Origin of the sequence: Sphingomonas soli NBRC 100801 (assembly GCF_001591025.1) — a bacterium.
GTDB lineage: Bacteria > Pseudomonadota > Alphaproteobacteria > Sphingomonadales > Sphingomonadaceae > Sphingomonas > Sphingomonas soli.
Genome location: NZ_BCTZ01000026.1, coordinates 51169 through 65544, shown reverse-complemented (window position 1 = coordinate 65544; position 14376 = coordinate 51169). Strand labels below are relative to the sequence as shown.

At 65.1% G+C, this 14376-nt stretch carries 16 protein-coding genes; 6 read left to right on the top strand and 10 right to left on the bottom strand.

All coding sequences use genetic code 11. The features are described 5' to 3' along the window. Positions 1 to 226 precede the first annotated feature (226 nt). The 9 genes from SSO01S_RS16555 to SSO01S_RS16515 form a co-directional block, all read right to left on the bottom strand. Positions 227 to 1231 carry an aldo/keto reductase gene (locus SSO01S_RS16555; RefSeq protein ID WP_066801360.1) on the bottom strand — a complete coding sequence of 335 codons (1005 nt, stop codon included), beginning with the start codon at positions 1229 to 1231 and terminating at the stop codon, positions 227 to 229. A 2-nt stretch (positions 1232 to 1233) separates the two neighbouring features. Continuing rightward, a complete protein-coding gene (gene pobA / locus SSO01S_RS16550) occupies positions 1234 to 2403 on the bottom strand; it encodes a 4-hydroxybenzoate 3-monooxygenase (protein WP_066801358.1) in 1170 nt (389 codons plus the stop codon). 10 nt (positions 2404 to 2413) lie between these two features. Next, a complete protein-coding gene (locus SSO01S_RS16545) occupies positions 2414 to 2797 on the bottom strand; it encodes a hypothetical protein (protein ID WP_066801356.1) in 384 nt (127 codons plus the stop codon). A 3-nt stretch (positions 2798 to 2800) separates the two neighbouring features. After that, positions 2801 to 3742, bottom strand: a complete 942-nt coding sequence (locus SSO01S_RS16540; protein ID WP_066801353.1) for a Gfo/Idh/MocA family oxidoreductase — start codon at positions 3740 to 3742, stop codon at positions 2801 to 2803. A 31-nt stretch (positions 3743 to 3773) separates the two neighbouring features. Then, positions 3774 to 4616: a class III extradiol dioxygenase subunit beta gene (locus SSO01S_RS16535; protein ID WP_066801350.1), complete on the bottom strand. Its 843-nt coding sequence runs from the start codon at positions 4614 to 4616 to the stop codon at positions 3774 to 3776. After that, a complete protein-coding gene (gene ligA / locus SSO01S_RS16530) occupies positions 4616 to 5026 on the bottom strand; it encodes a protocatechuate 4,5-dioxygenase subunit alpha (RefSeq protein ID WP_066801347.1) in 411 nt (136 codons plus the stop codon). The genes SSO01S_RS16535 and ligA overlap by 1 nt, the downstream gene beginning before the upstream one ends. Before the next feature lie 148 nt (positions 5027 to 5174). Next, positions 5175 to 6194 (bottom strand): amidohydrolase family protein, encoded by a 1020-nt coding sequence (locus tag SSO01S_RS16525; RefSeq protein WP_066801345.1) that lies wholly within the window; start codon positions 6192 to 6194, stop codon positions 5175 to 5177. Further along, positions 6191 to 7045: an NAD(P)-dependent oxidoreductase gene (locus SSO01S_RS16520; RefSeq protein ID WP_066801339.1), complete on the bottom strand. Its 855-nt coding sequence runs from the start codon at positions 7043 to 7045 to the stop codon at positions 6191 to 6193. Before SSO01S_RS16520 ends, SSO01S_RS16525 begins: the two co-directional genes overlap by 4 nt. Positions 7046 to 7099: 54 nt before the next feature. Next, complete coding sequence (locus SSO01S_RS16515; RefSeq protein WP_066801337.1) at positions 7100 to 8284, bottom strand: LysR family transcriptional regulator; 1185 nt, start codon at positions 8282 to 8284, stop codon at positions 7100 to 7102. 92 nt (positions 8285 to 8376) lie between these two features. Between SSO01S_RS16515 and ligK the strand changes: the two genes are divergently transcribed. The 5 genes from ligK to SSO01S_RS16490 all read left to right on the top strand — a co-directional run bounded on the left by ligK (position 8377) and on the right by SSO01S_RS16490 (position 12535). Next, positions 8377 to 9051, top strand: coding sequence for a 4-carboxy-4-hydroxy-2-oxoadipate aldolase/oxaloacetate decarboxylase (gene ligK, locus SSO01S_RS16510; protein ID WP_066801335.1), 675 nt, complete (start codon positions 8377 to 8379; stop codon positions 9049 to 9051). Further along, positions 9044 to 10099 carry a 4-oxalomesaconate tautomerase gene (locus SSO01S_RS16505; RefSeq protein ID WP_066801333.1) on the top strand — a complete coding sequence of 352 codons (1056 nt, stop codon included), beginning with the start codon at positions 9044 to 9046 and terminating at the stop codon, positions 10097 to 10099. The genes ligK and SSO01S_RS16505 overlap by 8 nt, the downstream gene beginning before the upstream one ends. Further along, positions 10096 to 11001 (top strand): amidohydrolase family protein, encoded by a 906-nt coding sequence (locus tag SSO01S_RS16500; protein WP_066801330.1) that lies wholly within the window; start codon positions 10096 to 10098, stop codon positions 10999 to 11001. The genes SSO01S_RS16505 and SSO01S_RS16500 overlap by 4 nt, the downstream gene beginning before the upstream one ends. Before the next feature lie 138 nt (positions 11002 to 11139). Further along, complete coding sequence (locus SSO01S_RS16495; protein ID WP_066801327.1) at positions 11140 to 12306, top strand: ligand-binding sensor domain-containing protein; 1167 nt, start codon at positions 11140 to 11142, stop codon at positions 12304 to 12306. Positions 12307 to 12352: 46 nt separating this feature from the next. After that, a complete protein-coding gene (locus SSO01S_RS16490) occupies positions 12353 to 12535 on the top strand; it encodes a hypothetical protein (protein WP_066801324.1) in 183 nt (60 codons plus the stop codon). A gap of 48 nt (positions 12536 to 12583) precedes the next feature. Here the strand turns inward: SSO01S_RS16490 and SSO01S_RS16485 are convergent, their stop codons facing one another. Continuing rightward, positions 12584 to 13420: an alpha/beta fold hydrolase gene (locus SSO01S_RS16485; RefSeq protein ID WP_066801373.1), complete on the bottom strand. Its 837-nt coding sequence runs from the start codon at positions 13418 to 13420 to the stop codon at positions 12584 to 12586. 197 nt (positions 13421 to 13617) lie between these two features. Between SSO01S_RS16485 and SSO01S_RS16480 the strand changes: the two genes are divergently transcribed. Further along, positions 13618 to 14286 carry a sensor histidine kinase gene (locus SSO01S_RS16480; RefSeq protein WP_169798379.1) on the top strand — a complete coding sequence of 223 codons (669 nt, stop codon included), beginning with the start codon at positions 13618 to 13620 and terminating at the stop codon, positions 14284 to 14286. The last annotated feature ends 90 nt before the right edge of the window (positions 14287 to 14376 follow it).

Genomic DNA, 14376 nt, shown 5'->3' with positions numbered 1-14376 from the left:
TCCACAGGGCGGCACTCGATGGACAAGAGGCTCCAGCCTGAACACCCGCGGCTCCGTGGACCCCGGAACAAGTCGGCGATTATCCCTTTGCGCCAAGTAATCCACGTCATCCCCGCGAAAGCGGGGACCCAGAGCCACACAGGACACCGCGTGCGACCCTGGGTCCCCGCTGTCGCGGGGAAGACGATTTAGCTGCCGCAATATCGCTCCACCGGGCCGACGGTTCCTACGCCAGCTCCTCGCCGGGCCAGGTCTCGGTATCGATCTGCGCCTGCATCGGCGCGGTGTAGCGCGCTCCGCGAATGGCACCGCCTTCGAAAAGCGCGCTGATGCGCTCTACGACATCGCTTTCCAGCCTGATCGACGCCGCCGCCAGATTCTCTTCGAGATGCGCGATGCTGCGCGTACCAGGGATCGGCACGACATGGTCTCCGCGCGCCAGCACCCAGGCGAGCGACAATTGCGCGGGGCTATGGCCAAGTTCTGCCGCCAGCGCCTCGAATGCGCGCACGGCCTGCAGGTTGTGCGACAGGTTGGGTTCGATGAAGCGCGGCATGGGCGCACGGATATCGCCGGGCGCATAATCGTCGGTGCGCACCGATCCGGCCAGCATTCCGCGCACAACCGGCGAGAAGGCGACGAAGCCGATCCCGAGCGCGTGACAGGTATCGAGTACGGCGATTTCGGCGTTGCGAACAGTTGGCGAATATTCGGTCTGCACGGCCGCGATCGGGTGCACCGCATGCGCGCGCCGGACCGTGGCGGCGGACATCTCGCTCAGGCCGATTGCGCCGATCTTTCCGGCTTCCTTCGCGCGGACCAGCGCACCCATCGATTCCTCGACCGGCACGTTCTTGTCGAGGCGGTGCATGTAATAAAGGTCGATATGGTCGGTGCGGAGGCGGCCCAGGGCCGCCTCCAGCGTCGCCGTTATCGATTCCGGGCGGCCGTCCAGCACGCGCTGGCCGTCGCGCATGTCGAGCACGCATTTGCTTGCCAGCGTGAATTCACTGCGGCGGTGCATCACCGCCTCGCCGATCAGCCGCTCATTCTTGCCACCGCCATATAGCGCGGCGGTGTCGAGAAAGGTGACGCCCAGATCGAGCGCCCGGTTGAGCAGCTTTGCCCCGTCCTCCGGCGAAGGTGGCACGCCATAAGCGTGGCTCAGATTCATGCAGCCAAGACCGATGGCCGACACGGAGAGCGAACCTAGCTGGCGGACGGGGAGCATGGTCAGAGTGGCAATCCTACATAGTTCTCGGCGATGGCGAGCTGCATGGCATGCGATTGGGCCACATAGTCAAGTTCTGCCTGCTGCATGCGATGCTCGAACGGACCGTCATCGGGAAAGCGGTGCATCAGCTTGGTGAGGAACCAGCTGAAGCGCTCGGCCTTCCAAATGCGCGCCAGCGCCTTTTGTTCATAGCCGGCGAGCGCATTGTCATCGTCTTGCCGGTAATGCGCGATCAGCGCATCGGCGAGATAGGCGACGTCTGACGCGGCAAGGTTCAGCCCCTTCGCCCCCGTCGGCGGCACGATGTGCCCGGCGTCGCCCGCCAGGAACAGCCGTCCATGGCGCATGGTCTCGCAAACATAGGAACGCAGCGGCGCGATCGACATTTCGAGCGCGGGTCCGCGCACTACGCGGTTGAGCGAGATCGGATCGAAGCGCAGCGCCAGCTCGTCCCACAGCCGGTCCTCGCTCCAGTCCTCGCCCTTGTCGGTCAGCGGAACCTGGATGTAATAGCGGCTGCGCGTCGGCGAACGCATCGATGCGAGCGCGAAGCCGCGCGGGCCGTTCGAATAGATCAATTCGGGGTGGCAGGGCGGCACATCGGCCAGAATGCCGAGCCAGCCGAACGGATATTCGCGTTCGAATTCGCGGATCAGCGGGGCGGGGATCGCCTTGCGCGAGGGACCGTGGAAGCCGTCGCAACCGGCAATGAAATCGCAATCGACGCGGTGTTCGACCCCGTCCTTGATATAGGTGATCGCAGGCGTATCGCTGTCCGCGCCATGGATGGCGACATCCTTGGCCTCGAACACGATCTCCAGCCCGCGCTCGGGCGCTGCGTCGATCAAGTCGCGGGTCACTTCGGTCTGGCCGTAAACGACGACATGCTTGCCGGTCAGCTTGGTGATCTCGATGCGGATCAGCTTCTCGCCGTCCGCCAGGTTGAACCCTTCTTCCAGCAGGCCGTTGGCATTCAGGCCGGCATCGATCCCCAGCTTGTGCATCAGGTCGGTGGTGACGGTTTCAAGCACGCCGGCGCGGATACGTCCCTCGACATATTCGCGGGCCTGTCGCTCCACGACAATGCAGTCCACGCCGGCCTGCTTGAGCAAATGACCCAGCAACAGCCCAGATGGGCCAGAGCCGATGATCGCTACCTGCGTCTTCATCCCAGTTTCCTTATCCTTTTAAGGCTTTGAGCGCGGTCCGCACCCAGGCCACGAAATCGCGGTTCGCCTCGCGAACCCCCAGCGCCGAAGCGCGATATTCCTCGGGCCGTTCGCCGAGCAGCACCGCTGGCCAATCGGCCTGGTGCAGCGCTGCCGCCGAGCGCATCTTCGAGAATTTGGCGCGATAGATTCGGAGCATCTCGTCATCGCCATGCGCGGCGAAGACCGGATCCGCGACCTTGCCCACCGCTGCGATCTGCGCCGACAGCGCACGCCGCAGTTCGATCAGATCATGCCGCCGCTGCTCGTCATTCCGGCTGGAGACGGCCGCCAATTGGCTCTGCACCTTCTCCAACAGGTCCACTTCACGCGCGATCGCCGCCAATTCCTCCATATTTCATCCCTCGAGCTGCCTCTCCAGTTGGTCGAGCACGCGGTAGCAGGGCAGCACCTGCGCCACGCTGGCGTTGGGCTCGCGCCCTTCGCGGATTGCGGCCACGAATTCGCGGTCCTGCAGTTCGATGCCGTTGGTCGATACGGTCACGCCGGTCAGGTCGACCGGCTCTTCCTTGCCGTTCACAAGATCGTCGTAGCGCGCGATCCAGGTGCCGTTGTCGCAGATGTAGCGGAAGAAGGTACCGAGAGGGCCGTCATTGTTGAAGCTCAGCGAGAGCGTGCAGATCGCGCCGCTTTCGGCCTTGAGCTGGATCGACATGTCCATCGCGATGCCCAGCTCGGGATGGATCGGGCCCTGGATCGCATTGGCTGCCACGATCGGGCCTGCCTGATATGCGAACAGATCCACGGTGTGCGCGGCGTGGTGCCACAGCAGGTGATCGGTCCACGACCGCGCCTCGCCCTTGGCGTTCATGTTTTTGCGGCGGAAGAAATAGGTCTGCACGTCCATCTGCTGGACGTTCAGCTCGCCCGCAGTGATCTTGTTGTGGATGAACTGGTGGCTCGGGTTGAAGCGCCGCGTGTGGCCGACCATCGCGACCAGCCCGGTCTCCTGCTGCTTGGCCAGCACCGCCTCGCCGTCCGCCAGGCTGTCGCACAGCGGGATCTCGACCTGGACGTGCTTGCCTGCTTCCATGCACTGGATCGCCTGCGACGCGTGCATCTGGGTCGGCGTGGCGAGGATCACCGCGTCGAGACCGGGCTGTGCCAGCGCTTCGCTCAGCTCGGTGGTGGCGTGGGGGATGCCGTACTTCGCGGCGACCGCCTGGGTCGGCTCCAGCCTCCGCCCGACGACCGAGACGACTTCCACGCCCTCGATCAGCTTGAGCGCGTCGAGATGCTTTTCCCCAAAGGCGCCGGCGCCCGCGAGTGCGATTTTCATAGTCTATACTCCATTTTCGCCGGGATGGCGGCTAGGAAACAGGTTCGAGCACGATGTGCCCGATGGCGGTGTTGCTGCACGGGACGTGGTAATGCCGGTGCAGCGCGCGCGTTGCCTTGCCCAGCGCGCCGCGCATGATCAGCCACATCACCATTTCGATGCCTTCGCTGCCGGTCTCGCGCAGATATTCGATGTGCGGGATGCGGCGCAGATGATCGCTGTCGCCCACCAGCCCGTCGAGGAACATGTTGTCCCACGCCTGGTTGATCAGCCCGGCGCGCGGGCCCTGGAGCTGGTGACTCATCCCGCCAGTACCCCAGATCTGGACGTTCAGATCCTCGGGGAAGCTCGCCACCGCGCGCGCGATCGCCTCGCCCAGTGCCCAGCAGCGATTGCCCGAGGGCGGCGGGTACGTGACGACGTTCACCGCCAGCGGGATCACCTTGCACGGCCATTCGGGCACATCGCCGAACATCATCGACAAGGGCACGGTCAGCCCGTGATCCACGTCCATCTCGTTGATAATGGTCATGTCGAATTCGTCGAGGATCAGGCTCTGCGCGACATGCCAGGCGAGGTCGGGATGCCCGATCACCTCGGGAACCTGGCGCGGCCCCCAGCCTTCGTCGGCGGGCTTGTAGCGCTCGCCGCATCCGATCGCGAAGGTCGGGATGATCTTCATGTCGAACGCGGATGCATGGTCGTTATAGACCAGGATGACGACGTCGGGCTTTTCCGCCTTTTCCCATTCGCGGGTCCAGTCATATCCGGCGAAGATCGGGCCGAAATAGGCGTCGCGATCCTTGCCCTGATCGTGCGCCACGCCGAGCAGCGGCACATGGCTCGAAGCCACGCCTGCGGTGATCCGGGCCATTATTTGCCCTCCTTCTTCGAGCGCAGACCCTCGGGCGATCGCCCGCCTGCGTTCATCATTGCCTGATATTCCTCGACCGACACGCCGGTCATCGTGCTCACCGCCTGGACGAAGCTCTGCCCGTCGGTCGAGAAGACCTTGGACAGGAAATAGATGTTGCCGCCCAGGTCGAGCAGCGTGTTGTAATCGCGGGCGAGGACCGCCGCCTTCTGCTCGGGCGTCAGCTGCCAGTCTTCCAGATAGGCGGCCTCGTCCGCCTTCCAGCGCTCGCGATTCTCGGCTTTCATCAGGCTCATCGCGAACTGGTTGAGGTGATAGCCCTTGCGCGCCCGCGCGGCGGTGAACACCCGCGTCCCGGGGATGTCCTCCATCTCGGCGAGATATTCGTGGATGTCGCGCGGTTCGGTCATGCGGCTTCTCCCAAATCGTCACCCCGGCCTTGTGCCGGGGTCCACCGGGCGACACGGAATAGGGGTGCGGTTCCTTCGAGCCCGGTGAGGCCACCGCCTACGGAACGGTGGATCCCGGCACAGGGCCGGGATGACGAATGCAGCCCCATCACAACCCACGCTCCTTCAGCTTGGCGTCGAGGCGCGGAAACACCTTGCGGGCGTTGCCGGAGAAGATCGCGGCGCGCTCGGCGTCGCTGATCTCCAGCGCGTCGACATAGCGCTTGGTGTCGTCGAAATAATGCCCGGTCGTCGGATCGATCCCGCGCACCGCGCCCACCATCTCGCTGCCGAACAGGATGTTCTTATTGTCGATCACATCGGCGAGCAGATTGATGCCCGGCTGGTGATAGACACAGGTATCGAAGAACACGTTGTTCATCAGATATTCGTCGAGCGACGGCTTCTTGAGCATGTCCGCCAGCCCACGATAGCGCCCCCAATGATAGGGCACCGCGCCGCCGCCATGCGGGATGATGAACCTGAGCGTCGGGAAGTCGGCGAACAGATCGCCTTCCAGCAGCTGCATGAACGCGATCGTGTCGGCTGCGATATAATAGCCGCCGGTCGCGTGCATCGCCGGATTGCAGCTCCCCGAGACGTGGATCATCGCGGGCACGTCCAGCTCGACCATCTTCTCGTAGAACGGATACCAATAACGGTCGATCAGCGGCGGATGGGTGAAGTGCCCGCCGCCGGGATCGGGATTGAGGTTGCAGCCGATGAACCCCAGCTCGTTCACGCAGCGCTCCAGCTCGGCGATCGAATTGGTCATGTCCGCCTTGGGGCTCTGCGGCAGCATGCACACGCCGACGAACGTCTCGGGGAACAGCCCGACCACGCGCGCGATCAAATTGTTGCAGCGGAAGGCCCATTCCTTCGCGACCGCTTCGTCGCCGACATGCGGCGCCATCGCCGATGCGCGCGGCGAAAAGATCGTCAGGTCCGCGCCGCGCTCCTTGATCAGGCGAAGCTGGTTCGCCTCGATCGTCTCGCGAATCTCGTCGTCGCTGATCTCGGGATAGGGCGGGCAGGGCGTTCCCGCCTTGAACGCCGCCTTTTGTTCCTCGCGCCAGGCGTCGTGCGCCTTGGGCAGGACGGTGTAATGGCCGTGGCAATCGATGATCATATGTGCTTCCCAATCTCGGCTAATTTTGCGTCGAGCCCGTCGGGCGGGGAGACGCCCAGCCTGCCCAGGGCGCGCTGGCGCTCGACCGTCCCGCGCGACATCGCCGCGCCGGTGCCCAGCGCTTCCAGCGTCTTGACGACTTCCTCCATCTCGGCGGCGCGGCGCGTTCCGTGCACCAGCATGCGATCGAGATTGTAATCGAAGCGCGTGGTCCAGCTTTCCTCGCGCCAGCTTGCATCGAGCGATGCGAGCACTTCGTCGCGCACTCCGGCCGCCTCCGCCGCCAGCGCGCATTCGGCGGAAAGCGCCTCCAGGCCCTTCACCATCACCGAGCGGATCATCTTGATCGAGGAAGCCGCGCCGACCGGTCCATCCACGACTCTAACCTTGGCGAAACCAAGCGTGCGAAGCGCGGCGGCCGCGTCCTCCGCATGCGGCCCGCTCAGCAACAGGGGCACGCCGCGCCGCGCGGGGCGCACGGGGGACATTACCGCGACATCGACATAGCGCCCGCCTGCCGCCTCCACCGCCTGTGCCGCTGCCCGCTTTGTTTCGGGCGCTACCGAGTTGCAATCGAGCCACAAGGCACCGGCCGTGACGGCGGCGGCCTGCGCCGCGCCCAGCGCCTGATCGGCGGTCACCAGGCAGAAGATCACCTGTGCGCCGTCGAGCGCCTCACGGGCGCTCAGCGCGGCAGCCACGCCGGCGGCCTGATAGTCGGAAAGCTTGGCGGCCCGGCTCGCGGCGTCGTCGGTTTTCAGATCATAGGCGCATGCCCGGCTTCGCCAGTCTGCGTCTTCCGCGAACGCAGCACCGGCTTCCCCAAACCCGATCAGCGCAATTCTCTCCATGGGGATCAGGCTAGGCTTGCCGCGATTTGGCAGCTAATCCAAATCCACGCAGAGCTATTCGGAAAGCTGAAGTCCCTGTTCGTTGAGCAGGTCCAGAAAGCGGTTTTGCGCCAGCGTTGGCCGCCATCCCGCGCGCGTCGTCACGCCGATCGTGCGCACCGTTCCGGGTAGCTCGCCGCCGATTCGCGTGAGCATCCCGGTCTCGATCTCGATTCCCACCTGATCGGGGGAAAGCAGGGTCAGGAAGTCGCTGTCGCGCAGCACGCCGCGGATGGTCATCACCGATCCGCATTCGATCGGCGCGGCGGGCAGGGGGCGATCGTGAAAGATCGCCTCCCAATGCGTGCGCAGCGGCGTTCCCGCATGGCTGACGATCCATGGATATTGCGCCAGCGCATCAAGGTCCGGGTTGCGGCCGGCCAGCGGGTGGCCGGTTCGCCCGATCACTGCCAGCCGGTCGGCCAGCAAGGGTGTCTGCACCAGATCGGGCACCTCCTCGCTGCGGAGCGCGCCGATCATGAAGTCCACCGCGCCGTCGCGAAGCGGTTCGACGAGTTCGCGCCACGATCCTTCGAGCACGTCGATCGTCGCGCTGGTTCCGCTGCCCACGAACTTCGCCAGCGCTGCGGGCAGCAATTGCGCCCGGCACAGCGGCATCGCGCCGATCACGATCCGCCCGCCTTCGCCGCCATCGGGTGCGGTTTCGGCGATGGCGGCGGCCAGCTCTGCGGCGGCCAGCCGCACCCCGCGTGCCAGGCGGCGCGCCACGTCGGTCAGCGCCACGCCGCGCCCCCGCCGGTCGACCAAGGGCTGCGCCCCCAGTTGCTCCAGATCGCGGACCGCGCGGTGCAGCGCGGGCTGGGAAAGCCCCGTCGCCTGCGATGCTCCTGCAAAGCTGCCCGCATCCGCCAGCGCCAGGAACGCGCCGAGCTGGGTCGATGTCATCAGCAATTCGGGACGGGCAAACCCGCGTGTTCCCCGGCGCGGCGATGCTGCGGCCAGATGCGCGATCGCCGCGGCGGCGCGCTCGGCGAAGATCTTGCCGGCCTCGGTCGGGGTCATGCCATCCGCGCGCCGCTCGAACAGTCGCACGCCCAGCTGGCGCTCCAGCTTGGCGATACCCTGGGTCAGCGCGGGCTGCGACAGGCTCACCGCTTCGGCTGCGGCGCTCATGCTGCCGCGCGCATAGATTGCGTGGATGGCGCGGACGTGGCGAAGATTGAGATCGAACGGCTTCATGCCGAACACATAGCAAAATCTTATGGCGGGTCTGCAATTATGAATTGTCGTCAGCGCGACGCGCGGGCAGGCGCACGTGCAAGGAGAGCGAAATGGCAGGCAAGGTCATCCAGAATATCGTGCGCGCGGATGCGGCGGTGATCGACGGACTCGCATCGGCAGGCGTTGCCACGGTGCATGAGGCGCAGGGCCGTATCGGGCTGCTCGCCAGCCATATGCGCCCCATCTATCCCGGCGCACGCATCGCCGGTTCCGCCGTCACCATCTCGGCGCCTCCGGGCGACAATTGGATGGTCCATGTCGCGATCGAGCAGTTGCAGGCGGGCGACATCCTCGTCCTTGCGCCCACCAGCCCCTGCGAAGACGGCTATTTCGGCGATTTGCTGGCAACCTCGGCAATGGCGCGCGGCTGCCGCGGGCTGGTGATCGACGCGGGCGTTCGCGACGTGCGCGACCTCACCCAGATGGGCTTCCCGGTCTGGTCAAAGGCGGTGTTCGCGCAGGGCACGGTCAAGGCGACACTCGGATCGGTCAACGTGCCGATCGTCTGCGCCGGTGCCGCGATAGAAGCGGGCGACGTGATCGTCGCCGACGATGACGGCGTGTGCGTCGTCAAGCGCGCAGATGCGGCGGCGGTGCTCGAAAAGGCGCAGGCGCGCGAAGCTGCCGAGGAAGCCAAGCGCCAGCGCCTCGCAGCGGGCGAACTCGGCCTCGACATCTATGACATGCGCGGCAAGCTGGAAGCGATGGGCCTCAAATATGTCTGATGGCGTCCGCTGCATGTGGATGCGCGGCGGATCGTCCAAGGGCGGATATTTCCTTAAAGGGGATCTGCCCGCAGAGACGGCCGCGCGCGACGCCTTCCTGCTCGGCGTGATGGGCTCGCCCGATCCGCGCCAGATCGACGGCATGGGCGGGGCCGATCCGCTGACCAGCAAGGTGGCGGTGGTGTCGAAGTCGGCACGCGAAGGCGTCGACGTCGATTATCTGTTCCTCCAGGTCTTCGTCGATCAGGCGATCGTCACCGACGCGCAGAATTGCGGCAACATCCTCGCGGGCGTCGGCCCCTTCGCGATCGAGCGCGGGCTGGTCGAAGCGCGGGATGGTGAGACCCGCGTCGCGATCTTCATGGAAAATACCGGACAGGTCGCCGTCGCGACCGTCCAGACGCCGGGCGGCAAGGTTGCCTATTCGGGCGATGCCGCGATCAGCGGCGTGCCGGGAACGGCGGCACCCGTGCCCTTGGCGTTCCGCGACACGGCCGGATCGAGCTGCGGCGCGCTGCTGCCCAGCGGCAACGGCGTGGACGTGATTGACGGCGTGGAATGCACGCTGATCGACAATGGCATGCCCTGTGTCATCATGCGCGCCAGCGATCTGGGCATCACCGGCTATGAGGATCGCGACACGCTGGACGCGGATGCTGCGCTGAAAGCGCGGATCGAAGCGATCCGGCTTCAGGCGGGGCCGCTGATGAACCTTGGCGACGTCAGGGAAAAGTCGGTGCCCAAGATGACGCTTGTAGCGCCGCCGCAGCAGGGTGGCGCGATCTCTACGCGGTCGCTGATCCCGCACCGCGTGCATGCCACGATCGGCGTGTTGGCGGCGGTGAGTGTCGCCACGGCCTGCCTGATCAAGGGGTCGCCCGCCGCTGCGGTCGCCAGGGTGCCGGAAGGGCGCAATCTGACGCTGGGCGTCGAGCACCCCACGGGTGTCACCGAATGCGTCGTCACCCTCGATGAACAAGGTCAGCCGGTCGAAGCAGGGATGCTGCGCACCGCGCGCAAATTGATGGATGGAGTGGTCTTCGCGTGAGCACTGACGAAAACGGCCGTATCCGCAGCTGGTCGCTGTCGCCCTCGGACTCGGCCTATGTGCCGCCGCCCGGCGCGGTGGATGCGCATTGCCACGTCTTTGGGCCGCAGGCCGAGTTCCCGTTCAGCCCCAAGGCAAAATATCTGCCGCAGGACGCAGGGCACGAACAGCTCTTCGCGCTGCGCGACAAATATGGGTTCGCCCGCAACGTCATCGTGCAGGCGAGCTGCCACGGCACCGATAACGCCGCCACGCTCGATGCCATCGCCAAGTCCGGGGGCAGGGCGCGGGGCGTCGCGGTGGTCGATCCCGCTATCTCGGATGCGGAGCTCGATGCGCTGCATGCGGGCGGGATTCGCGGGATCCGCTTCAATTTCCTCAAGCGCCTTGTCGATGATGCGCCGAAGGACAAGTTCATCCAGGTGGCGCACCGCATCCAGCGTCTCGGCTGGCACATCGTCGTCTATTTCGAAGCCGATATCCTCGAAGAGCTGCTGCCCTTCTTCGCCGCGATTCCGGTGCCGATCGTGGTCGATCATATGGGCCGCCCCGATGTGTCGCAGGGGCCGGACGGGGCCGATATGCGCGCCTTCCGCGCGTTCATGGACAGCCGCGAAGACGTGTGGGTAAAGGTCACCTGCCCCGATCGCCTGGACGCGAAGGGGGTGCCCTATGACGATTTCGTCAAATCCGTGCGCCCGCTCGTCGAAAACTATCCCGATCGGGTGCTTTGGGGCACGGATTGGCCCCATCCCACCATGGAAAACAACATCCCCAACGACGGCCCCCTAATCGACGTCATCCCGCGCATCGCCGTGACGGCGGAGCTTCAACAAAAGCTCCTGATCTCCAATCCGATGCGGCTATATTGGCCGGACGAGCAGCGTGAGGGTCGTTCCTAAGGCTTCCGAAGCGACTTGCATTTGCTTGCAGGTGTCGCGTCGGCCCGCTTAGCGTGTCGCGATGTTCGCGCATAGCGGGTGGGGCGGGATGGCAAGGCAAGACGGTTCGTCGCGAACGCAGAACCGTGATCACGAACGATGATCAGGTTCTGCGTTCGGGTTTTTCAGCTTGTTGCGTTTCTGCTGGCGGCGAGTCCCGCCGAGGCACTCGATCCCGAACGCACGCTCAGCCAGTTTCATCACCGGCGCTGGACCGCCGAAGAGGGCGCCCCGCCGATCATCAACAATCTGGTGCAGGGACCCGACGGCTATATCTGGATCGCCAGTTCCGCCGGGCTCCACCGCTTCGACGGCGTCACCTTCGAGGCCGTCGCCCTCGATAGGCAACGTTCAAATTCGGCGAGCATCACCGCGTTGATGGCGGCGCAAGATGGCAGCATCTGGGTTGGGTACCGCAGCGGGGAGGTCGCGGTTTATCGCGGTGGGATCCTTCGCGTTGCCCGGCGACCACCGAATGCTACCGCCGTGGTCTCGCGGCTGGTGCAAACCCCCGACGGCGCCATCTGGGTGACCTATCAGACTCCGCGCGGCTCGCTGCAGCGCTACGCGGACGGGCGCTGGACCGCGATCGGTCCGGACTGGGGGCTACCGCGCGAGGAAGCTGCAAGCATGGTCGTAGCGAAGGACGGCTCGCTGTGGCTGCTCGCGGCCTTTCATGTGTACCGACTTCCTCCAGGCGCCAGCCGCTTCGAACGCTATATTCCGCATGTCCCAGGCTCTGCTATCATGGCCGATGGTGAAGGCCGGATCTGGCGTTCCGGACCCGAGGGAAGCCAGATCATCTGGCCGAAGCCCGCCGGTGCCGCCACTGCCGTATTTCCAACCCCGCCCTTCACCGGCTGGCCCTTCCTTCCGCGCTTCGATCGGGACGGCAACCTCTGGGGGCTGACCGGCCCCGGCATATTCCGGGTGAGAGCCCCCGCGCAAGCAATGAGCCTGTCTCCCGCAGCGCGTGCGGCCGGTGTCGAGCCTGCGTATAAAGGCCGAACCCCACTTACGCCTGAATCAGTGTTGGCGTTCTTGGAGGATCGGGAGGGAAATATCTGGCTCGGCACCACGCTCGGCCTAGACCAATTCAGCGCCGCCGATGTCGTAGTGGAACCGGTTCTGACGGGAAACATGTCATTCGGCGGTGGCTTCAGCCTCCTCTCAGCGTCAGACGGGACCGTATATGCCGGAATGGCCGATCAGGTCGTTCGCGTTCCCCCAAATGGTAAGGCCGGAACGGCTTTTCGCCATTCGTGAGCCGGCTGACCATATTTGCGAGGCTAGCGACCACAGCATCTGGGTTATGGCCGGCAAGGACTATTACCGATTCTACGAAGGGCGAACCTCCAGGTTTCCCCGGCCTTTCCCGGTCGATGCCTTCGACAAGCGTGCCGGCTGTGCGCTCGATCGAGATGGCGTCTTGTGGCTCAACCATACTACCGCGGGCCTGTTCAGCGTGCGAGACAAGAGCTGGAGCGGTGCGTAAAGGCCGTGCAGGCCGGTGCGGCGGAGACGCGCTCCGCCGCCCGCCATTTCAGCTGCGCACGAAGGCGAGCAGATCCGCGTTGATGATATCGGCATGCGTGGTCAGCATCCCGTGGGGGAAACCGGGATAGATCTTCAACGTCGCGTTCTGCAGCAATTTAGCCTGAAGCACCGAGGCGTTGGCATAGGGAACGATCTGGTCGTCATCGCCCTGCAGCACGAGCGTCGGCACGCTAATCGCCTTCAGATCCTCGGTCTGGTCGGTCTCCGAGAACGCCTTGATACCTTCATAATGCGCGAGGGCGCTGCCCATCATTCCCTGGCGCCACCAGTTGCGGATGGTCCCTTCGACCGGCGTGGAGCCCGGCCGGTTGAAGCCGTAAAACGAGCCCGAGGCGAGATCGAGGAAGAATTGGGCGCGATTGGCGGCCAGCGCATTGCGAAGCCCGTCGAACACCTCGACCGGCAAACCGCCGGGATTGCTATCCTTCTTGAGCATCAGCGGCGGGACGGCGCTGACGAGAACTGCCTTTGCAACGCGGCTCTGCGGCTCGCCGAACTGCGCCACGTAACGCGCGACCTGGCCGCCGCCGGTGGAATGGCCGATATGGACGGCGTTGGTGAGGTCGAGATGCTCAACGACGGCTGAGGCATCTGCCGCATAATGATCCATGTCATGGCCGGTATCGATCTGCGACGAGCGGCCATGACCGCGCCGGTCATGCGCTACGACGCGGTAGCCGTTGGCGAGAAAGAACAGCATCTGCGTGTCCCAATCGTCCGACGATAGCGGCCAGCCATGGTGGAACACGATCGGCTGGGCATCCCTGGGTCCCCAATCTTTGTAAAAGATCTCTGCGCCGTCGGTGGTGGTGATGTAGGCCATGATATCCTCCATTCAGCAGGACGATGCGAATATGCCCGTCCGGAGGCCGCAATATCGGCTCTCCCCGTGCGACCCACATTATACGAAAGTTTCAGGACGCGCTCCGGGCCGCTAAACCTGCGTATGATATCCCCGCCGGGGGGCATCGGGGGATACCGGCCATCAACACCGCCAATCGCGGAAAGAGGATGGTCCCCATGACAGCGGCACAATATCTCGCAAATCACGACACGCGCTCCGTGACGGTGCTGCCGGCATTGCCCGAGCCGAGCCGGGCGGACGAGACCCATCATCGCATCGCCAACAGCCTGCAGCTGCTCGTCGCGATGGTTTCCATGGAGGCGCGGCGGATCGCCGATCCGATCGCCGTCGCCGCGCTCGACATGACGATGCGGCGGATCACCGCGATCGCCGGGGTGCAGCGCATGCTCTACCAATCGCATGCAGAGGCGACGGTCGAGCTGGGTGCATACCTGACCGACCTGTGCAGCGAACTCCAGCAAGGTTGCGCCGACGAGGCGATTGGCCGGCGGGTGCGAGTCGCAGCCGGGCAGATCCAGGTTTCCGCCGAGGACGCGACGGCCGTGGGCGTGATCGTTTCCGAACTGGTCAGCAACGCGTGCAAATATGCCTATCCCGCCGGTACGCCGGGCGACGTGTTCGTCACGCTCCGGGCGATGCCGTTCGACGGCTATGTGCTCGAGATTTCGGATCGCGGCAGCGGAATATTCCCCGACGCCGCCCCGCAGGGCACGGGACGGGGCAGCCGGGTGATCGCGATGATGGCGCACCGGCTGGGCGGATGCGCGGTGTGGAGCGATGCGCACCCCGGCACCCGCTTCGAGCTGTATGTCGGCAAGTGCTGAGCGCGCGCGGATCCGTACGGCCGCTTGCGACTTGGTGGTCGCGAAGCGCTAGGCACTCGTCCAGCCTCATGCTGCCGCGCCTCGGCTGGT